The sequence below is a fragment of the Azospirillum ramasamyi genome (assembly GCF_003233655.1).
Taxonomy (GTDB): domain Bacteria; phylum Pseudomonadota; class Alphaproteobacteria; order Azospirillales; family Azospirillaceae; genus Azospirillum; species Azospirillum ramasamyi.
In genome coordinates this window covers 215,001-235,496 of the sequence record NZ_CP029829.1, presented here as the reverse complement: position 1 = coordinate 235,496, position 20,496 = coordinate 215,001, and the positions used below count along the sequence as shown (strand labels likewise).

The 20,496-nt window shown below is 67.1% G+C and carries 18 protein-coding genes, 1 tRNA gene and 2 rRNA genes (1 of these 21 cut by a window edge); 11 read left to right on the top strand and 10 right to left on the bottom strand.

What is annotated here, in order from left to right; translation table 11 throughout:
- The first annotated feature begins 188 nt into the window (after positions 1–188).
- From DM194_RS01045 to tyrS, 6 genes are all read left to right on the top strand, one after another.
- Positions 189–914: a response regulator gene (locus DM194_RS01045; RefSeq protein WP_111065534.1), complete on the top strand. Its 726-nt coding sequence runs from the start codon at positions 189–191 to the stop codon at positions 912–914.
- Positions 911–2,332 carry a sensor histidine kinase gene (locus DM194_RS01040; protein WP_111065533.1) on the top strand — a complete coding sequence of 474 codons (1,422 nt, stop codon included), beginning with the start codon at positions 911–913 and terminating at the stop codon, positions 2,330–2,332. Before DM194_RS01045 ends, DM194_RS01040 begins: the two co-directional genes overlap by 4 nt.
- 63 nt (positions 2,333–2,395) lie before the next feature.
- On the top strand, positions 2,396–2,962 hold the full coding sequence (locus tag DM194_RS01035; protein WP_111065532.1) for a cytochrome b: 567 nt from the start codon (positions 2,396–2,398) through the stop codon (positions 2,960–2,962).
- Between the two features lie 97 nt (positions 2,963–3,059).
- A complete protein-coding gene (gene radC, locus DM194_RS01030; RefSeq protein WP_111065531.1) occupies positions 3,060–3,986 on the top strand; it encodes a RadC family protein in 927 nt (308 codons plus the stop codon).
- A 116-nt stretch (positions 3,987–4,102) separates the two neighbouring features.
- Positions 4,103–4,762 carry a YcbK family protein gene (locus DM194_RS01025; RefSeq protein WP_111065530.1) on the top strand — a complete coding sequence of 220 codons (660 nt, stop codon included), beginning with the start codon at positions 4,103–4,105 and terminating at the stop codon, positions 4,760–4,762.
- 235 nt (positions 4,763–4,997) lie between these two features.
- A complete protein-coding gene (gene tyrS, locus DM194_RS01020; protein WP_111065529.1) occupies positions 4,998–6,242 on the top strand; it encodes a tyrosine--tRNA ligase in 1,245 nt (414 codons plus the stop codon).
- 15 nt (positions 6,243–6,257) lie between these two features.
- On the opposite strand, the gene DM194_RS01015 is transcribed toward tyrS, so the two are convergent.
- Positions 6,258–7,208 (bottom strand): MBL fold metallo-hydrolase, encoded by a 951-nt coding sequence (locus tag DM194_RS01015; protein WP_111065528.1) that lies wholly within the window; start codon positions 7,206–7,208, stop codon positions 6,258–6,260.
- A 175-nt stretch (positions 7,209–7,383) separates the two neighbouring features.
- Positions 7,384–7,779 carry a (R)-mandelonitrile lyase gene (locus DM194_RS01010; RefSeq protein ID WP_111065527.1) on the bottom strand — a complete coding sequence of 132 codons (396 nt, stop codon included), beginning with the start codon at positions 7,777–7,779 and terminating at the stop codon, positions 7,384–7,386.
- A 203-nt stretch (positions 7,780–7,982) separates the two neighbouring features.
- Here DM194_RS01010 and DM194_RS01005 point away from each other — a divergent pair, with 203 nt between their 5' ends.
- Positions 7,983–8,879, top strand: a complete 897-nt coding sequence (locus DM194_RS01005) for a LysR family transcriptional regulator (RefSeq protein ID WP_111065526.1) — start codon at positions 7,983–7,985, stop codon at positions 8,877–8,879.
- 30 nt (positions 8,880–8,909) lie between these two features.
- On the opposite strand, the gene DM194_RS01000 is transcribed toward DM194_RS01005, so the two are convergent.
- Entirely contained in the window at positions 8,910–9,959 is a 1,050-nt protein-coding gene (locus DM194_RS01000) for an NAD(P)-dependent alcohol dehydrogenase (protein ID WP_111067650.1), read from the bottom strand.
- A gap of 455 nt (positions 9,960–10,414) precedes the next feature.
- Positions 10,415–11,008 carry a hypothetical protein gene (locus tag DM194_RS27955; protein WP_162629945.1) on the bottom strand — a complete coding sequence of 198 codons (594 nt, stop codon included), beginning with the start codon at positions 11,006–11,008 and terminating at the stop codon, positions 10,415–10,417.
- A gap of 10 nt (positions 11,009–11,018) precedes the next feature.
- Between DM194_RS27955 and gad the strand changes: the two genes are divergently transcribed.
- The 4 genes from gad (at position 11,019) to DM194_RS00980 (ending at position 16,473) form a co-directional block, all read left to right on the top strand.
- The gene (gad, locus tag DM194_RS00995) at positions 11,019–12,416 is read left to right on the top strand and encodes a glutamate decarboxylase (RefSeq protein WP_111067648.1); all 1,398 of its coding nucleotides are present in this window, start codon (positions 11,019–11,021) and stop codon (positions 12,414–12,416) included.
- Between the two features lie 78 nt (positions 12,417–12,494).
- A complete protein-coding gene (gadC, locus tag DM194_RS00990; RefSeq protein ID WP_211110595.1) occupies positions 12,495–14,066 on the top strand; it encodes a glutamine/gamma-aminobutyrate antiporter GadC in 1,572 nt (523 codons plus the stop codon).
- A gap of 75 nt (positions 14,067–14,141) precedes the next feature.
- Positions 14,142–15,086: a glutaminase A gene (gene glsA / locus DM194_RS00985; protein ID WP_111067646.1), complete on the top strand. Its 945-nt coding sequence runs from the start codon at positions 14,142–14,144 to the stop codon at positions 15,084–15,086.
- A gap of 127 nt (positions 15,087–15,213) precedes the next feature.
- A complete protein-coding gene (locus tag DM194_RS00980) occupies positions 15,214–16,473 on the top strand; it encodes an APC family permease (RefSeq protein ID WP_162629944.1) in 1,260 nt (419 codons plus the stop codon).
- Between the two features lie 129 nt (positions 16,474–16,602).
- Here the strand turns inward: DM194_RS00980 and tnpC are convergent, their stop codons facing one another.
- The 6 genes from tnpC to DM194_RS00950 form a co-directional block, all read right to left on the bottom strand.
- A complete protein-coding gene (gene tnpC, locus DM194_RS00975; protein ID WP_111065523.1) occupies positions 16,603–18,225 on the bottom strand; it encodes an IS66 family transposase in 1,623 nt (540 codons plus the stop codon).
- 79 nt (positions 18,226–18,304) lie between these two features.
- Positions 18,305–18,652 (bottom strand): IS66 family insertion sequence element accessory protein TnpB, encoded by a 348-nt coding sequence (tnpB, locus tag DM194_RS00970; RefSeq protein WP_111065522.1) that lies wholly within the window; start codon positions 18,650–18,652, stop codon positions 18,305–18,307.
- The gene (gene tnpA / locus DM194_RS00965; RefSeq protein ID WP_111065521.1) at positions 18,649–19,059 is read right to left on the bottom strand and encodes an IS66-like element accessory protein TnpA; all 411 of its coding nucleotides are present in this window, start codon (positions 19,057–19,059) and stop codon (positions 18,649–18,651) included. Before tnpA ends, tnpB begins: the two co-directional genes overlap by 4 nt.
- Before the next feature lie 256 nt (positions 19,060–19,315).
- Positions 19,316–19,392, bottom strand: a tRNA-Met gene (locus DM194_RS00960).
- Between the two features lie 80 nt (positions 19,393–19,472).
- Positions 19,473–19,588: ribosomal RNA gene (rrf, locus tag DM194_RS00955) — 5S ribosomal RNA — on the bottom strand.
- A 135-nt stretch (positions 19,589–19,723) separates the two neighbouring features.
- Positions 19,724–20,496, bottom strand: a 23S ribosomal RNA gene (locus DM194_RS00950); it runs 1,974 nt beyond the window's last position.

Here is a 20,496-nt window from a genome sequence, read left to right as displayed (position 1 = left end):
GGCCGGCGAACGCTTGAAAGGTCAGTGCGAGCCTTCGCCGGAATAACCGCGTCCCGACGACGGAAACGGCCCTTTCCCATCCGTGGGGAAAGGGCCGTTTCCTTGCCCCGGCTTGCGGTGGCGGCGCAAAAGGCGGAGAGTCGCGGCACGCCACCCCGCCTCCCCACCGGTTCTGGAAGGCCACCGCCTTGCGGCTGCTGCTGATCGAAGACAACCGCCGGCTCGCGGCCCTGACCGCGGAAGGGCTGCGCAAGGCCGGCTTCGCCGTCGACTCCGTCCACAGCGCGGAGGAGGCGTCGGCCGCCCTGGCGGTGGCCGGCTTCGACGCCGTGCTGCTCGACCTGGGTCTGCCCGATGCCGATGGGCTGAGCTTGCTGTCCGCCCTGCGGGCGAAGGCCGACACCACCCCGGTGCTGATCCTGACCGCCCGCGACGCGGTGGACGACCGGGTGCGGGGCCTCAACCTGGGGGCCGACGACTACCTGCTGAAGCCCTTCGCATTGGAAGAGCTGGTGGCGCGCATCCGCGCCCTGCTGCGCCGGCCGGGCGCGGCGCTGGGAATGGTGCTGCAACTCGGGAACATCGCCCTCGATTCGGCCGGCCGGGTGGCGGCCGTCGGCGGCCAGCCGCTCGACCTCAGCCGGCGGGAACTGGACGCGCTGGAACTGCTGTTGCGCCGAGCCGGCCGCGTGGTGTCGAAGGCGGCGCTGGAGAACGACCTCTACGGCTTCGGCAAGGAGGTCGGCTCCAACGCGGTGGAGGTGCTGATCCACCGGCTGCGCAAGCGCCTGCAGGCGGCGGGCGCCAGCGCCGGCGTCCAGACCCTGCGCGGCATCGGCTACATCCTGATCGAGGAGCAGCCCGGAACCGGCCCGGAGAACGGCGCGGTGAGCGGCCCGGAGAATGGCGGATGACCGGCAAGCCGCCGCCCTCCCTGATGGCCGCCATCGCGCGCTGGCTCGTGCTGGTGACTCTGCTGGCGGTCGCGGTCACGGCGCTGCTGCTCTATGTCGAATTCAAGGACACCCACGACCGGATGCGCCAGCGCACCCTGTCCGGCGTCGCCCGCGTGATCGAAAAGGCGGTGCGCGGGCCCGACGACCGGCTGGTCGCCGTCCTGCCGGAGCCGGTCCGTGCGATGCTGCGGGTGAATGCCGCCTCCTTCGCCATCGTCGACGGTGACGGACGGCTGCTGCTCGGCTCCGACGGGGTGGCGGGTCCGCTCGACCCGACCGGGTCCGGGCGGTCGCACAGCGTCTTCCGGGTGCCGGCGCGCGACGGCGAACCGGCGCTCTACGGATTGAGCCGCCGCATCGAGATCGGCGAGCGCCGCCTGTGGATCCAGGTGGTCTCCGGCGAGGAGGAACTGCACATCGAGTGGCTGCTGGAGGAGTTCGTCGAGCATTTCGGCTGGATCTGGCTGCCCTTCGCCCTGGTTCTGATCCTCGTCAACCTCGTCATCATCCATCGCGGCCTGCGGCCCCTGCGCCGTGCCTCCGCCCGTGCCGCCGCGATCGGGCCGGACAGCGTGTCGGAACGCCTGCCGGAAGACGGCATGCCGCGCGAGGTCCTGCCGCTGGTCCGCGCGGTGAACCAGGCGCTGGACCGTCTGGAAGCCGGCTACCGGGCCCAGCGCAGCTTCATCGCCGACGCCGCGCACGAGCTGCGCACGCCGCTCGCGGTGCTGGATGCCCATCTGGCGCTGATCGGCGCACCGGGTGCCCCGATCCGCGCGGATGTCGCCGGGATGACCCGGCTGGTGGACCAGCTGCTCGACCTCGCCCGGCTGGACGCCTTGCGGATCGCGCCGGGCGACAGCGTCGACCTGAGCGCGCTTGCGGTGGAGGTCGCGGCCCACATCGCCCCGCTGGCCTTGGGCAGGCGCCGCGGGATCGAGGTTGTCGGACGGGAGGCTCCCCTGCCGGTGCGCGGCGCCCACGACCCGCTGTTCCGCGCCCTGCGCAACCTCGTGGAGAATGCCGTTTGCCATGCCCCCGCCGACAGCACGGTCAGCATCGAGGTGGCGGTCTCCGCCACGGGCGAACCGCTGTTGCGGGTGATCGACCGCGGCCCCGGAATCCCGCCCGCCCTCCGCTCCCAGGTCTTCGAACGCTTCTGGCAGGGCTGCCGCGACCGGGACACGGCGCGCGCGGAGTCCGGCGGCGCGGGGCTCGGGCTTTCCATCGTCGCGCGCACCATGGCCGCGCATGGCGGCAGCGTCTCCATCGGCGACACGCCGGGTGGCGGCACCACCTTCACCCTGCGCTTTCCCCTCCAGCTGCGGCGGACTGACGCATCGCCGGCGGAGGCCGCCACGGCCGGCGGCTTGTAAGCAGCGCGTAAGCTGGGCGGTCTAGACCGGGCGGCGACCCTCCCCTCCATCCGGAGAATCGCCATGACCGTAACCACCTACAGCCCGGCCCAGAAATCCCTGCACTGGCTGATCGCCCTTCTCATCGTCGGCCTCTATCTGCTGACCTTCGGCGAGGAGTTCTACGAGCGCGGCCACCCGATGCGCGCCACGATCTGGTGGCTGCACATCTCCTTCGGCCTGCTTCTGCTCGGGCTGGTCCTGGCGCGGCTCGGGCTGCGCCTCACCCGCGGCATCCCGGCGCTGCCGCCCACCATGACGCCGGCCGAACGCGGTGCGTCCCATCTGGTTCACCTGGGGCTCTATGCCCTGATGCTGGCGGTCCCGCTGGTCGGGGTGGTGCTGACCTGGCTGCGCGGCGACGCACTGACCTTCTTCGACCTCTTCACCATTCCCTCCCCGGTCGCGGCCGACCGCAATTTGGGCCGTTCGGTGAAGGAGATTCACGAGCTCGCGGCCAATCTGATTCTCGCCCTGGCCGCGCTGCATATGGCCGCCGCGCTGTGGCACCATCTCGTCCGCCGCGACGGCGTGCTCGGCCGCATGCTGCCCGGCCGGCAGGCGGATCGGGAAACCGGCCTCGCCGACTGACCCGGATCGCGCCTCTCCGAATGCGCGAGCAGCACCCCTGTGCGCTCGTGCGACGAGAGGCTATAGTCATCGCCGTACAGATGCATGGCGACGATCGATGGCAGAACGCAAGACGACGGGACGCAGCCGGAAGGCCGGCAACACGCGGGGCGGAACGGAACTGGACGATGCCGGCATGACCGCCGGTCTCCTTCCCCTTCCCGAGCTGCTGTCCTCGACCGCCGTTGCGGGCGTGGAGGTGAAGGGAGCCGGCCCTCCCCTCTCCCCTGACGATGCGGCCGGCGGGACCGCCTCCGAAACCGCGGGCGAAACCAGCGACGAGGATGGCGGCGGCGACGCTCACTACATCGACCACCGCGAGCGGCTTCGCCGCCGCTTCCTCGACCGCGGACCCGACGCGCTGGACGATTACGAGTTGCTGGAGATGGTGCTGTTCGCGGTGAACCCGCGGCGCGACGTGAAGCCGCTGGCCAAGCTGCTGATCCGAACCTTCGGCGACCTGTGGGGCGTGGTCAACGCTCCGCCGGAGCGGCTGCGCGGGCTGAAGGCGGAAGGCGTGGCGCTCGGCACCGACAACGCCGTCGCCGCCGTCCGCATCGTCGGCGCCGCCGCCCTGCGCGCCCTGCAGCAGCGGGTGATCGACCGGCCGGTGCTGGCCTCCTGGCAGGCGCTGATCGACTATTGCTCCGCAGCCATGGCGCATGAGCCGACGGAGCAGTTCCGCCTGCTGTTCCTCGACCGCAAGAACACGCTGATCGCCGACGAGGTGCAGCAGCGCGGCACCGTCGACCACACCCCCGTCTACCCGCGCGAGGTGGTGAAGCGGGCGCTGGAGCTGTCGGCCAGTGCGGTGATCCTGGTCCACAATCACCCGTCCGGCGATCCCACCCCCAGCCGGGCCGACATCGAGATGACCAAGGAGATCGTGCGCGCCGCCAACGCCGTCGGGTTGATCGTGCACGACCATCTGGTGATCGGCAAGGGCGGGCGCCACACCAGCTTCAAGGCCCAGCGCCTGCTGTGAGCGGGGGCGGCTCCTGCTTTCCGTGCAGCCGGACCATGCTCCGCCACTTTGCAATTGCGAATCGCCCTCCATTTTGTTGACGTGACGCCGCCCCGTTGAAAGACCTGCCCCCCTCCATGTCCTCCTCGCCCCTCTCCCTGAAGCGCCGCAGCCTGCTGATCGGCTGTGGAGCGCTCGTCCTGATGTCGGACCGCGCGCTGGCCGCCCCCGCGGCGCCCCGCCGCCTCAGCCTCAGGAACCAGCACACCGGCGAGACGTTCGAGGGGCCCTACCGCGACGCCTCCGGTCCGCTGCCCGACGCGATGGCCGATCTCTCCAAGCTTCTGCGCGACCATCGCGCCAACAAGGAGGGGCCGGTCGACGTCGGCACGCTCGATTTCCTGGCCGACGTCTTGGAGGCGGTCGGGCAGAGCAAGGCGACCATCCTGTCGGCCTTCCGCACGCCGGAAACCAACGCCATGCTGGCCTCTCGCAGCCTGGGCGTGGCGGAGCACAGCCAGCATCTGCTGGGCCGCGCGCTGGACATCACCCTCCCCTCCCGCCTGCCGGAGGCGCATCGCAGCGCGCTGGCGCTCAAGCGCGGCGGGGTCGGCTGGTATCCGCGCTCCCATTTCCTGCACATCGACACCGGGCCGTTGCGCAACTGGGAGATGTTGGGGGAGAACCTGGACGGGCTGTTCGCTCCCGGCGTCCGCGGCGCCCGCCCCCGCACCGTTTCCCAGCGCATGAAGCTTCACCGCGCGCTCGCCCGCCGCCAGATGCTCGGCAGGCGCTGAGGGGTTGGCAGCAATGTTCTGTCGGAAGTGGACCTTTCCGGCATACCGGTGTATGGAAGGCGCCATGACCGACCGCATCGCCCCCACCGCTCCGATGTATTATCCGCCGCTCTCATAGCGCGGCGTCGATCGGTCATACCCGAAACCATGCCGTTGCAAGTCCGGCGGCCATGGTTCTCTCCCCGATAGAGACAGTCTCCGGACGGCAACGGCCCATCCGCAAGAGACCTGTCCCATGTCCTCCAAATCCAGCGCCGCCGAGTTCCTCCGCATCCTGCGCGAGCGCGGCTTCCTCCATCAGTGCAGCGACCCGGCCGACGACCTGTCGGGCCTTGCCGGCGCGGCGCCGGGCGGCGTGCTGACCGCCTATGTCGGCTTCGACGCCACGGCGGCCAGCCTGCATGTCGGGCATCTGCTGTCGATCATGGCGCTGCGCTGGCTGCAACGCACCGGCAACCGCCCGATCGTGCTGATCGGCGGCGGCACCACCAAGATCGGCGACCCCAGCTTCCGCGACACCACGCGGCCGATGCTGGACGATGCGCAGATCGCCGCCAACGCCGCCGGGCTGCGCCGCGTCTTCGGCCAGTACATGACCTTCGGGGATGGGGCGACGGACGCCATGATGGTGGACAATGCCGACTGGCTGGACGGGTTGGATTACGTGCCCTTCCTGCGTGACGTCGGCCGCCATTTCACCATCAACCGCATGCTGAGCTTCGACTCCGTGCGCCAGCGGATGGAGCGCGAGCAGCCGCTGACCTTCCTGGAGTTCAACTACATGATCCTCCAGGCCTATGATTTCCTGGAGCTGTCGCGGCGGCACGGCTGCCTGCTGCAGATGGGCGGGTCGGACCAGTGGGGCAACATCGTCAACGGCATCGAGCTGGCCCGCCGGGTGGAGCGGCGCGAGCTGTTCGGCCTGACCACGCCGCTGCTGACCACCGCGTCGGGCACCAAGATGGGCAAGACCGCCGGCGGCGCGGTGTGGCTGAACGCCGATGCCCGCAGCCCCTTCGACTTCTGGCAGTTCTGGCGCAATACGGAGGATGCCGATGTCGGCCGCTTCCTGCGCCTGTTCACCGAACTGCCGCTGGACGAGATCGCCCGGCTGGAACGCCTGCAGGGGGCCGAGATCAACGAGGCGAAGATCGTGCTGGCGACCGAGGCCACCCGCCTCTGCCACGGGACGGCGGAAGCCGAAAAGGCGGCGGCGGCGGCCGGGTCGCCCTTCGCGGCGGACGGTGACGGCCTGCCGGAAGTCACCCTGCCGCGCGAGGGGGCCGGCGGCGTGCCGCTGGTCGATGCGCTGGTGGCGGCCGGCCTGTGCGCCTCGAAAAGCGCGGCGCGGCGCCTGATCCGCGAGGGCGGCGCCCGGCTGGACGGCGAGCCGGTGACCGACGAGGCGGCGGCGCTCACCGCCACCGCCGTCCTGTCGGCCGGCCGCAAGCGCCATGTCCGCCTGGTTCTGGCCCCCTGATGAGGGCCGGTGGCGTCAGCCTTCCAGTTGGCGCCACATCTCCAGATCGCGCTCGGCGGTCCAGATGCGGGGGTCGGGATACTGCGTCGCCTCGTCATAGGCGCGGGTGACGTTGAAGGGCATGCAGTGGTCGAAGATCACCCAATGGCCGAATTTCGGCTTCAGCGCGGCGTAGGTGTCCTTGTAGATCGCCCGCAGATCCTTGCCGGCGGCGACGCCCTCCTTCACCAGCTCGAACAGTTCGCTGGTGAAGGCGCGGGTGCCGCGCAGCCCCTCCTCCACCTGTTCCGGCGTGGTCAGGGCGGCGCCGCGGCCGGGCACCAGCTTTTCCGGCTTCAGCGCGGCGATGGCGTCGAGCGTCGCCGGCCAATGGGTGAAATAGGCATCGCCGCAATAGGGGGTGGCGCCGTATTCGACGAGGTCGCCCGAGAACAGGATCTTCTGCTGCGGCAGCCACACCACCGTGTCGCCCTTGCTGTGGCCACGGCCGAGTTGCAGCAACTGCACCTCCAGCGAGCCGAGCCACATCGTCATGTGGCCGCGGAAGGTGATGGTCGGCCAGGTGAGGCCGGGGACCGATTCGACGGCGCGGAACAGGCGGGGGAAGCGCCCGATCTCGCTCGCCATGTCGGCTTCGCCGCGCTCGACGATCAGGTCGCGGGTGTCCTCGCTGGCGATGATCTGCTCCGGCGCATAGCCGGATGCGCCCAGCACGCGCACCGCATGGTAATGCGACAGCACGACATGGCGGATCGGCTTGTCGGTGACCTCGCGGATGCGGCGGATGACGTCCTGCGCCATCACCGGCGTCGCCTGGGTGTCGATCACCATCACCGCGTCGTCGCCGATGACGATGCCGGTGTTGGGATCGCCCTCCGCCGTATAGGCGTAGGCATTGTCGGACAGCCGGTCGAAGCTGACCGCCTTTTCCTCCAGGTCGGCATGCGAGGCAAAATTCTTGGACATCCCGTTTCTCTCCCCAGGCGCGGCCTCGACCGAAGCACCATTCGACAGGGCCGCAATTGATCGGTTGGCCCAACCATATCGTTTCACTTGAAACCATGCAACGCGTTTGCATCCCGCGGCCGGGAGGGGCCTTTGCCGATCCGCCACGCCGACCCGACCCGTTCATCCGACCCGTTCATCCGCGGTACTCGTCGTCGGTGACCTTCTCCATCCAGTCGACCGTCTTGCCGTCGAGCTGCTCCTGGATGGCGATGTGCGTCATGAAGGTGGTGGGCGAGGCGCCGTGCCAGTGCTTCTCGCCGGGAGGGAACCAGATCACGTCGCCGGGACGGATCTCCTCGACCGGGCCTCCCTCCCGCTGCACCCTGCCGACGCCGGCCGTGACGACCAGGGTCTGCCCCAACGGGTGGGTGTGCCAGGCCGTGCGGGCGCCGGGTTCGAAGGTGACGCTGGCGGCCATCGCGCGTGCGGGGGCGTTCGCCTGGAAGAGCGGGTCGATGCGGACGGTGCCGGTGAACCACTCTTCCGGTCCCTTGGTGGACGGCTGCGAGCCGACGCGCGTGATGTTCATGCCTTCGATCCTCCGGTCGCCGCGCCCGCCGGGGCGCTGTCGAACGGGTATCTGGTCGGTGCGGGCGCCGGCGATTAGGCGCCGGATCGCGCATGGGCCTATCGATACCGCTCATGAATGATGTGCGGGAGGCCGATAACGGGGCCGCCCCGGTTTCCGGTACAGTGCCGGAACTCGGCCGATCCGATGGAGGGGCCTCATCGATGCCGCGCGAAAACGTCAACGATCTCATCGCCTTCCTGGCCGTCGCGCGGGAGCGGAGCTTCACCAGGGCGGCCGCCAGGCTCGGCGTCTCGCAATCGGCGCTCAGCCATACCATCCGCCAGCTCGAGGAGCGGCTCGGCATTCGGCTGCTGACCCGCACCACCCGCAGCGTCTCCCCGACGGAGGCCGGCGAGCGCCTGCTGCTGACCATCGGCCCCCGCCTCGACGAGATCACGGCCGAGCTCGACGCCCTGAGCGAGTTCCGGGACACGCCGGCCGGCTCCATCCGGATCACCGCCACCGATTACGCCATCGACGGCCTTCTCTGGCCGAAGCTGCAGCCGTTCCTGCGCGCGTACCCGGACATCAAGGTCGAGCTCATCAACGACTACGGCCTGTCCGATATCGTCGCCGAGCGGTACGACGCCGGCGTGCGCCTCGGCGAGCAGGTGGCCAAGGACATGATCTCGGCGCGGATCGGGCCCGACATCCGCTTCGCGGTGGTTGGATCGCCCTCCTATCTCGCCGGGCGCCCGGTGCCGGCGACGCCGCAGGACCTGATCGGCCACGCCTGCGTCACGTTGCGGCTTCCCACGCATGGCGGGATCCATGCGTGGGAGTTCGAGAAGGACGGCTACAAACTGCGGGTGCGGGTGGACGGCCAACTCGTCTTCAACAGCATCTTTCACATCCTCGACGCGGCGGTGGCCGGCTTCGGGCTGGCCCATGTGCCCGAGGATCTGGCAAGGCCGCATCTCGGGGAAGGACGCCTCCGGCGCGTGCTGGAGGACTGGTGCCCCCGCTGGTCCGGCTACCACCTCTACTACCCGAGCCAGCGGCAATCCTCGCCGGCCTTCGCCCTGCTCGTCGACGCGCTGCGCCACCGGGGCGCATGAGGGCCGGACGGGCGGCATGGGCCGTTGCGATCAGCCGGCCAGGGAGGCGGAGTCGATCACGAACCGGTACTTCACGTCGCCCTTGAGCATCCGGTCATAGGCCTCGTTGATCGCGCCGACGCGGATCATCTCGATGTCGGCGACGATGCCGTGCTCCGCGCAGAAATCGAGCATCTCCTGCGTCTCGGGGATACCGCCGATCATCGAACCGGCCAGCGACCGGCGCTTCATGATCAGGTTGAACACGTTGGGCGAGGGGTGCGGCGTGGCCGGCGCGCCCACAAGCGTCATCGTCCCGTCACGCTTCAACAGCACGAGGAACGCGTCGAGGTCATGCGGGGCGGCGACGGTGTTCAGGATGAAGTCGAAGCTCTTGGCATGGGCGGCCATCGCGTCGGGATCGCGTGAGACCACGACCTCGTCCGCGCCGAGCGCCCGCGCCGCCTCGCGCTTGGAGTCCGAGGTGGTGAACGCGACCACATGCGCGCCCATGGCGTGGGCGAGCTTGATGCCCATATGGCCGAGACCGCCGATGCCGACCACGCCCACCTTCTTCCCCGGACCGGTCTTCCAATGCCTCAGCGGCGAATAGGTGGTGATGCCGGCGCACAGCAGCGGCGCCACCGCGGCGAGCTGGCTTTCCGGATGCCGGATCCGCAGCACATAGCGCTCGTGCACCACGATGCGCTGCGAATAGCCGCCCAGCGTATGGCCGGGCTCGTCCGGCGTCGGGGAATTGTAGGTGCCGACCATCCCGTCGCAATAGTTCTCCAGCCCCTCCTCGCAGTCCGGGCAGTGCCTGCAACTGTCGACGATGCAGCCGATGCCGACGAGATCGCCCACCTTGAAGCCCGACACATGCGCGCCGACCGCCGACACGCGCCCCACGATCTCGTGGCCGGGGACGCACGGCCATTGCGTGCCCGCCCATTCCGCGCGCGCCTGATGCAGGTCCGAATGGCAGACGCCGCAAAAGGCGATCTCGATCCGGACATCATGCGGACCGGGTTCCCGGCGCGTGATCTCCAGCGGCACGAGGGGCTTGTCGGCGGCGTAGGTGCCATAGGCCTTGACGGTCATCGCGGTGCTCCTTGGTTCCCATGTCATGGATGAGGCGTTCCCGTCACGCCGGCTGAAGCCGGACACGGAGCGGCGGACCTCGCCGGCCAGGGCCGGGGCGATCCGGTGGAGCATAGATAGTCCGGTGGCTCCTCGGCCATTAGCGGCTGATGACCGCATGCGGTTATGAGTTGGATTCATCAATGGCGCGATGCCCCTGCCGGCCCAACACCCCGGCCAACAGCTGCGGCACCGTCAACTCGCCAAGGATCGCCTCAAGCGCCACCTTGGCCTTGAACCCCGCCGAATACCGCCTTCCCGTCGGCCGGGTCCGTCCTTCTTCCTGGACGAACCAAGCTTACCCGGCTTCCGGGAAATTAGGGACAAACTCAATCACTACGAAAGAAATGGGGAGCATACATACCAATCACGCTGATTCTATAGCCCCTTGTCTATTGAATGCCGCCTTCTGCGGTTTAAGATTGAAGTGATGAGGAAATATCGGCGCCTGGAAATTCAACACTCCATCCCTGCTGGTTTATCTTCAAAACGAGCCGTGGAGATTTCCCATGCTCAAGATAACAATGAAGGCTGCAGCCGTACGCAAATTCACAAAACCTCTGCTGATATGGAGCACGCCGGTTATTTCTTCTGGTGCCGGCAACCTCTTCACACAGGCCAAATCTTTCGGTGTAGGTCACACCGACCTGCACGCGGTGGGCATCGTGGCTGCGCCGGGCGTTTGGACTGCTGAACGGCAGCTTGACGCCGATCTTCGACGTCGTGCTGAAACGCACCGCGGCGTGACCGCCTTTGCGGCATCGGCCAAGCGCCGCCGCCAGAACACCTGCCGCCAGAACACCTGAGGCCCAGAACACCTGAGGCCCAGAACACCTGAGGCGAGGCTGGAATACATCAGCGACATCTTTGATAGGCTCGAACACGGCAAGATCGAAGATCGAATGGTTCTGAACTTCGCTTGACTGTCGAGCATAGCCGCCGACCGCCGTGTTCCCGGCGCCGTGTTCCCGGCATCGCCGCGCCGGGACCAGCATGTGAAGTTCAACCATGGAGATTGTCATGACCGATGCGAACCAGTTGGCGCAAGGGCTCATCGACCCGTTGTTCGGCAGCGCCGCTTTGAAGGAGATTGCGGCGAAGAGGAACTTTCCCGCCCACGAAACGGTGGCGAATTCGGTCTACCAGATCATCTACGACGAGTTGTTTCTGGACGGCAACGCCCGCCAGAATCTCGCGACCTTCTGCCAGACGTGGGATGACCAACTGGTCCATAAGTTGATGGATCTTTCGATCAACAAGAACTGGATCGACAAGGAGGAATATCCGCAATCGGCGGCCATCGACATGCGCTGCGTCAACATGATCGCCGACCTGTGGAATGCGCCGAAGCCTGCCGCGGGCAACGCCACCGGCACCAACACGATCGGCTCGAGCGAGGCCTGCATGCTCGGCGGCATGGCCATGAAATGGCGCTGGCGCAAGAAGATGCAGGCGATGGGCAAGCCGACCGACAAGCCCAATTTCGTGTGCGGTCCCGTGCAGGTGTGCTGGCAAAAATTCGCCCGCTACTGGGATGTCGAGATCCGCGAAATCCCGATGGAACCCGGCCGCTTGCTGATGACTCCCAAGGAAATGCTCGAAGCGGTGGACGAGAACACCATCGGCGTGGTGCCGACCTTCGGCGTCACCTACACCGGCGGTTACGAATTTCCTGAACCCTTCCAGGACGCGCTGGACAAATTGCAGAAGGACAAGGGGCTGGACATCGACATTCATGTCGACGCCGCCAGCGGCGGCTTCCTCGCACCGTTCTGCGCCCCGGACATCGTATGGGATTTTCGTCTGCCGCGCGTCAAGTCGATCAGCGCCTCCGGCCACAAATACGGCCTCGCACCGCTTGGCTGCGGCTGGGTGGTTTGGCGTGATGCCGAGGCGCTGCCCGAAGACCTGGTGTTCAAGGTCGATTATCTCGGCGGACAGGTCGGCACCTTCGCGATCAACTTCTCGCGGCCCGCCGGCCAGGTCATTTCGCAATATTACGAGTTTCTGCGGCTCGGACGCGAGGGCTACACCAAGGTCCAGTCGGCGGCGTACAGCGTCGCCCAGTTTCTCGCCAAGGAGATCGCCCCGCTCGGTCCATACGAGTTCATCCACGACGGCACACCGGAAAAGGGGCTTCCGGCCATTTGCTTCCGTCTCCAGGAAGGCGCCAACCCCGGCTACACGCTCTACGACCTGTCGGACCGCCTGCGTCGGGACGGCTGGCAGGTGCCGGCCTTCGCGCTCAACGGCAAGGCCTCCGACATCGTCGTCATGCGCATCATGTGCCGGCGCGGTTTCGAAATGGACATGGCCGACCTGCTGATGCGCGATTTCAAAAGCGCGCTCCGCTTCTTCGACGACCATCCTCCCCCCGCCATCAAGCCGTCGGAAGGAACCGGGTACCACCACACGTGATCGAGCCCGCCCCGATCGATACGGCCCGCTGTGCCCCGAAGGCGGATTGCGATCCGCTTTCGGGCGCGGGCTCTGCACTTGGTATCTCTGGAGGATGTCATGCCAACCGCGGACACGCCGGCTTCCCATGCTTCCCCTCGCAGCACGCGAACGGTACAGAAGGCCACGCTTAGCGTCATGACGCTCGCGGTGATGAACATCACCGCGGTCGTCAGCCTGCGCGGTCTGCCGGCGGAAGCAACCTATGGGCTGACGTCGGCCTTTTACTACATCTTCGCCGCCGTCTTCTTCCTCATTCCGGTTTCGATTGTCGCGGCCGAACTTGCCACCGGATGGCCGCAAAAGGGCGGCGTGTTCCGCTGGGTCGGCGAATCCTTCGGACCCCGCATGGGGTTTCTCGCGATTTTTCTCGTTTGGGTGGAATCGACGATCTGGTTCCCGACCGTCCTGACCTTCGGCGCGGTCGCGCTCGCCTTCATCGGGCCGGATCACAAATGGGATTCAGCGCTCGCCGCCAACAAGTTCTATACGATCATCATCGTCCTGGCGGTGTACTGGGTGGCCACCTTCGTGGCGTTGCGGGGCCTGAAATCGGCGGCGACCATCGCGAAATGGGGCGGCATCGTCGGCACGATCATTCCCGCCGCGATCCTGATCGTCCTGGGATTCGTGTATTTCTTCTCCGGCAAGCCGCTGCAAGTCACGATGGCCTGGAGCGATCTTATCCCCGACTTCAGCAACTTCAACAATCTGGTCCTGGCCGCCGGCATCTTCCTCTTCTACGCCGGCATGGAGATGAATGCGATCCACGTCAAGGAGATCGACAACCCATCCCGGAATTATCCGTTGGCGATCCTGATTTCGTCGGTCGCCACCGTGGCGATCTTCGTCCTGGGCACACTGGCCATCGCCTTCATCATCCCGAGCAGCCAGATCAATCTGGTCCAGAGCCTGCTGATCTCCTACAACGATTTCTTCTCGTTTCTCGGCCTGAACTGGCTGTCGCCGATCATCGCCATAGCCCTGGCCTTCGGTGTGCTGGGCAGCGTCACGGTGTGGGTCGCCGGCCCGTCGAGCGCTCTCGTGGTCGTCGGCCGGGCCGGCTATCTGCCGCCCTTCTTCCAGAAGCTCAACGAGCACGGTGCGCCCAGCCACATCCTGATCGTCCAGGGGCTCATCGTCACCTTCCTGTCGGTCATGTTCGTCGTCCTGCCTTCGGTCCAGGCCGCCTATCAGATCCTGAGCCAGCTGACCGTGACCCTCTACCTCATCATGTATCTGCTGATGTTTGCGGCCGCGATCCGCCTGCGCTACAGCGAACCGGAGACGCCGCGCCCCTACCGGGTGCCGTTCGGCGGGTTCGGCATGTGGCTGTTCGCCGGCGTGGGCTTCCTCGGCTCGCTCATCGCATTCGTGCTGAGCTTCGTTCCGCCGTCGCAGATCGCCGTCGGCAGCCCGAGCACCTATGTCTGGATCCTGATCGCAGGCAACATCGTCTTCGTTGCCATCCCCCTGATCATCTACGCGCTGCGCAAACCGCATTGGCAGACGAGGGAGGGCACGGCGGATTTCGAACCCTTCAATTGGCAGAGGGACGGCCGCGCGCCGGGCGTGCGGACGGCGATGCAAGGCACGCATCCCGAACATTGACCCCGAACATTGACGGTATGGCCGGCGGTGCGGCCCGAGGGCCGGCGCCGGGCACCTTACTTGGAGGCAATGGACATGCCCTTCACCCGGGATACCATCGAAAAGGCGCTGCAGGCGGGGTATGCCGCCGGGACCGCCGCGAAGGGTGGCAAGAACGCCGACTACATTCCGTTCCTGGCCTCGGTGCCCTCCGGGCTGTTCGGGTTGGCCGTGGTCACCGCCGATGGTCAACTGTTCAAGACCGGTGACGCCGATTTCGCCTTCGCCATCGAATCCATTTCGAAGGTCTTCACCCTGGCGCTCGTCATGGAGGCGATCGGCATCGACGGCGTCCATGACAAGGTCGGCGCCGACCCCACCGGCCTGCCCTTCAATTCGGTCATCGCGCTCGAACTGCACAGGGGCAGGCCGCTTTCGCCGCTCGTCAACGCCGGGGCCATCGCGACGGTCAGCCTCGTGCCCGGCGACAGCGCCGATGCCCGCTGGGCCGCCATCCTCGATTGCCAGAGCCGCTTCGCCGGCCGCGGGATCGCGCTCAGCGACGAGGTGAACCGTTCCGAGCAAACGACAAACTTCCACAACAGGGCCATCGCGTGGCTGCTGTGCAGCGCCGGCACCTGCTACAGCGACCCGATGATGGCCGTCGACATCTACACACGCCAGTGCTCGACGCTGGTGACGGCGGCCGATCTGGCGACGATGGGGGCGACGCTCGCCGCCGGCGGCGTCAATCCGGTCACCGGGCAGCGGGTGATCGACGCCCGGAACACGGCGCCCATCCTCGCGGAAATGGCCATGGAGGGGCTCTACACGGCGTCCGGCGATTGGGCTTACGACGTCGGCCTGCCGGGCAAGAGCGGCGTCGGCGGCGGTGTGCTCGCGGTCGTTCCCGGAGAGTTGGCGATCGCGGCCTTTTCGCCGCCCCTGAATCCCGCTGGCAACAGCGTCCGCGGTCTGGTCGCCGTTGCCGCCGTGGCAAAGGAACTCGGCTGCAACCTCTTCCAGCCGCGAAAAGCCTGACCCGGCCCGAAGCTCTTGTGCAGGACCACGCCAAGGGAGGTCTGCCATTGCACGACCGCGTCTCTGGAAGGCATATCGGCAGACGGCGGCAGCGGCCGGAGCCAAGGCGCAACGGATGCCGCCGCAGATGCCGCCGGTGATGAGCATGTGGGGCGTGGTGGCGCTGGGCATCGGATCGATGATCGGCGCCGGCATTTTCGCCCTGCTCGGACAGGCGACGCTGATCGCCGGCAAGGATGTCCTTCTGAGCTTCCTGGTGGGGGGCGTCATCGCGCTGCTCTCAGGCGGCTCGTTCGCACGGCTGGCGGCGCGCTATCCCAGGCGGGGAGGGCTGATCGACTATCTGGCCGAGGCATTTCCCGGAAGTCTGTTCGCACGGAGCGTGTCGCTCGTCTACCTCGTGACGCTGATCGTTTCGGTCGCGGTGGTGGGCAAGAGCTTCGGTGCCTACGCAGCCCAGTTGGTCTTCGGCATGCCGCCCGGCTCCCTGGCCGCCAACGTCCTGACGGTGCTCATGGTGCTCGCCGTCGCCGGCATCAACCTGGCGGGGGCCGGCACGGTCGGGCGCATCGAAATCGCGCTCGTCGCCACCAAGCTCGGCGTGCTCGTGCTGCTCATCGGCGCGAGCCTGGGCAGGTTCGATCCGCAGCTTCTGATGAAGACGCCGGATGTCGGTTGGGCGACGCTGATGTCGAGCATCGGGCTGACCTTCTTTGCCTATGCCGGATTCGGCATGATGGCGAATGCATCGGCAAGCGTGGCGGAGCCGCAGAAGACCATGCCACGGGCCATCTTCATCGCGATCGCCCTGGTGACCTTCTTCTATCTGGCGCTCGCTGCGGTAGTTCTCGGCAATGTATCGATGGATCAGCTCAGGCGTTATACCGACTCGGCCGTTGCCGTGGCGGCCCGCCCGGCATTGGGACAGGCCGGCTACATCATCGTGACCTTCGGGGGATTGCTCGCGACGGCGTCGGCCACCAACGCGACCCTGTTCAGCATTCTCAACCTGAATGCCGAGCTTGGCCGGCAGGGCACGCTTCCCCGCGCCTTCGGCCGTATAATCCTGCACGCGCCGCTCGGCTTTTCCTGCTCGGTCGCCGCGGCCCTGATCCTTGTCGTCGCCTTTCCGTTGAGCGCGATCGCCAGCCTTGCCGGAATGTTCTTCCTGATGGCCTATATTGCCGTGTTCGCGGCGCATTGGCGCCTCCGCCGCGAGGCGGGCGGGCGACGCCTGTTCATCATCCTCGGAGCGGCCTCAATGGGCTGCGTGCTGCTCGGCTCCGCCATCAGCCTCGGCCGCGAGCAACCCAGCGCGCTCGCCCTCGGCGCCGTCATACTCGTGGCCTGCGCCGCCGGAGAATGGTTGATCATGCGCCGACGCTGACCGATGCGGTCCGCACCGTCCGATCGATGCCGGACATCGCGGAGCGCTGCCGGGTTGCTGACTGCCGGGACCAGGTTGGACGCCGACCTGCACGGCGAGTTGGCCGTACGCATCCGGTGAGTGCCGCAGTCAGATTGCCTTCCAGTTCCAGGGCAGCAGTTCGGGCAGGCGGTTCTGCGGCAGGTCGGCGATGCGGGCCAGCACGTCGGCCAGCCACGCCTGCGGGTCAACTTCGTTGAGCTTGGCGGTGGTGATCAGGCCGTACATGATCGCCGCCCGCTGCCCGCCGCGATCGGAGCCGCAGAACAGCCACGCCTTTCTGCCCAGGGCGATCCCGCGCAGGCCGCGTTCGGCGGCGTTGTTCGTGAGACACAGCCGGCCGTCGCCGAGGAAGCGCGTGAAGCCGTCCCAGCGCGTCAGCATGTAGTCCATCGCCTTGGCCACGGGGGCATGGCGGGAGAGCCGGGCGCGCTCCGTCCGCATCCAGTTCTCCAGCGTGGCCACCAGGGCGACGCCGTGCTCCTGGCGGGCCGCCAGCCGCTCGGCCGCGGGCTTGCCGTTCAGGGCGCGCTCGAGATCGAAGAGGGCGTCGATGTGGGTCACGGCCTCCAGCGCCAGCGGTGAGATCGGCGGGGCATCCTTGCCGCGTCTGGTGTTCGCGGCGATGTCGGCCAGCTTGAAGAAGCCGCGCCGGGCATGCGCCCAGCACAGTGCGGCGCTGATCGGCCCCGGTCGGCGCTCAGGTTCGTACAGCCGGTTATAGCCGGCGAACGCATCGGCCTGCAGCCAGCCCGTGAAGCCGGCCAGGTGCCGTTCGGGATGCTCGCCCTTGCGGTCTCGCGAATAGTGGAACAGCGCTGCCGGTGGGGCTTGGCCGGCAAACGGCCGGTCATCACGCACATACACCCACAGCCGCCCGGTGTCGGTCTTGCCTTTGGCCAGCACGGGCACGGGCGTGTCGTCTCCATGCAGCCGATCCGCCGCCATCACATGCGAAGCGATCAGGTCGTGCAGCGGCTTCAGCACCGCGGCGGCGGCGCCCACCTGGTCGGCCAGGGTGGACAGGCTGAGCGGCACGCCCTCGCGCGCAAAGCGTTCGGCCTGCCGGTTCAGCGGCTGATGCTGGCCGAACTTCTCGAACAGGAGGGTGGCCAGCAGGTTGGGGCCGGCCCAGCCCCGTGGGGTGGCGTGGAACGGCGCCGGCGGCTGGCTGATCGTCTCGCAGGCCCGGCAGGAGAACCGTTCCCGCACCGTCTGGATCACCTTCCACTGGCGCGGGATCACCTCCAGCGTCTCGGTGATCGTCTCGCCCAGCTTGCACAGCTTGTCCGAGCCGCAGCACGGGCAGCTCGCCGGTGCCGGCACAACGACGCGCTCGCGCGGCAGGTGGTCGGGGAAGGGTTGGCGTGATGGCCGTTTGCGGGTAAAGGCCGCCACCGCGGTGGTTTTGGCAGCGGCCTGCTCGGCCGCCAGTTCGTCCTCGCTGGCCGTCGCTTCCAGCTCTTCGAGCTGGAACTCCAACTGGTCCAGCAGACGCGCCTTGCGCTCGGAGCGCGTGCCGTAGAGCTCGCGCCGGAGTTTCTCGATTTCCAGCTTCAGGCCGGCGATCAGCGCCTCGGTGTTGGAGGCCATTGCCCTGGCCTGGGCCGCGTCGGCTTCCGCGGCGTCCGCCCGCGCCTCGGCCTGCGCCAAGGCAGCGCGCAAGTTGGCGACGTCGTCGGCCGAGGTGGAGGGGAGCGGGGCGGCGGTCATGGCGCCAGTTTACCTGGGAACGCGCCGTTGAGCCGCCACAATCACCCCTGAACCGGTGCGTCGATTCACCGTGTCGCAGTCACCCCGCGGCCTCGGGGCGCCAAGTCTTCTGCGGGTTGCGCCAGTCGATGCCCTCGAGCAGATAGCCCATCTGCCCAACCGAGATCGACACCGCGCCGTCCGCCGGCGTGGGCCAGATGAAGCGGCCCCGCTCCAGCCTCTTCATGAACAGGCAACTGCCCTGGCCGTCATACCAGATGATCTTCACCAGATCGCCGCGGCGCCCGCGGAAGATGAAGAGATGGCCGCTGTGCGGGTCTTGGGCGAAGCGTTCCTGCACCAGCAGCGCCAAACTCGCCCAGCCTTTGCGCATGTCGGTGTGTCCGCTGGCCAGCCACACCCGCACGCCACTCGGCACCGGGATCATGCCAGGGCACCGACGACGGCCGCCGCCAGAGCCGGATCGACCGGCCCTTCCAGACGCAGGCGTGCCCCGCCGGGCAGGATGACCTCGAGGATCGCCGGGCTCGTGGTCGGACCCGCTGGAGGCGGCAATGGTTCAGGGGGCTCCAAGACCGGCGGTTCTGTTACGGTCGGCTCCGGCGTGATGGTCACTGCGACGAAGCTGGACGGTTCGGCCACCGCGCTCCCGCTCGCCTGCATCAGCCCTCGCCAGCGGTATAGCAGACTTTCGTGCACGCCCAGCCGGCGGGCCGCTTCCGTCACCACCACGCCGGGGCGGAACGCCTCCTCGACCATTCGGACCTTCTCCGCCGGCGTGTAATTCCGCCGCCGCTCCGTCCCCGTCAGAACCTCGACCCGCTGGTAAGCCATGACGTTTGCAACTCGTTTGCGTCCGCGCAATGACGCGCCACGCAAATCTCAGACGTCGCCCCCTGCTTTGCCAAGGCGGCGCTCACCGGAGGCGTACCGCAAATCTCAGACGTCGCCCCCTGCTTTGCCAAGGCGGCGCTCACCGGAGGCGTACAGTTGGCCGGCGTGCTGGCGGTCTGCGAAGGCGCCGCTCAGATGGGCAAGGCCCAAACGCACGAACGCCCCGGCTCTTTCGAACCGGGGCGTCTGGTGTCGTTGGTTGCGGGGGCAGGATTTGAACCTGCGGCCTTCAGGTTATGAGCCTGACGAGCTACCGGGCTGCTCCACCCCGCGGATGTCTCGATATGGGGTGATGGATGTCGTGCCGATGCCTGCGGATTTGCTTTGGTTATGGCGTCTCTTGAGCCTGAGTGACCTGGCGGCGACCTACTCTCCCACGTCTTAAGACGCAGTACCATTGGCGCGGAGGCTTTTCACGGCCGAGTTCGGGATGGGATCGGGTGTTTGACACCTCGCCATGACCACCAGGTCACCAAGGCTCAAGACCGACGCTTTTCCCAAAGCATATCGCGGGTTCAGTGCAAGTGAGGGCGAGGATGTATCGAACTGCGGTGCGTGCGTCAAGCAGGCTTGCTGCTGCGCATGGCGCGGTTTGTGTGGGGTCGAGATCAAGCCGATCGAGCGATTAGTAAGGCTTAGCTTCAGGCGTTGCCGCCCGTCCACATGCCTCCTATCGACGTGATGGTCTGTCACGGCTCTCAAGGGAGCTCTGGTTTAGAGGTGGGTTTCCCGCTTAGATGCTTTCAGCGGTTATCCCGTCCATACTTAGCTACCCGGCCATGCCACTGGCGTGACAACCGGTGCACCAGAGGTATGTCCATCCCGGTCCTCTCGTACTAGGGACAGATCCTCGCAAAACTCCGACACCCACGGCAGATAGGGACCGAACTGTCTCACGACGTTCTAAACCCAGCTCACGTACCACTTTAATCGGCGAACAGCCGAACCCTTGGGACCTGCTCCAGCCCCAGGATGTGATGAGCCGACATCGAGGTGCCAAACGACTCCGTCGATATGGACTCTTGGGAGTCATCAGCCTGTTATCCCCGGCGTACCTTTTATCCGTTGAGCGATGGCCCGTCCACGTGGAGCCACCGGATCACTATGGCCGACTTTCGTCTCTGCTCGACTTGTCAGTCTTGCAGTCAGGCGGGCTTATGCCATTGCACTCGACGAGCGATTTCCGACCGCTCTGAGCCCACCATCGCGCGCCTCCGTTACACTTTGGGAGGCGACCGCCCCAGTCAAACTACCCGCCATGCAGGGTCCCGGACCCGGATCACGGGCCACGGTTAGATGCCAGAGACTTCAAGGGTGGTATTTCAAGGTTGGCTCCACCCGGGCTGGCGCCCGGGCTTCCAAGCCTCCCACCTATCC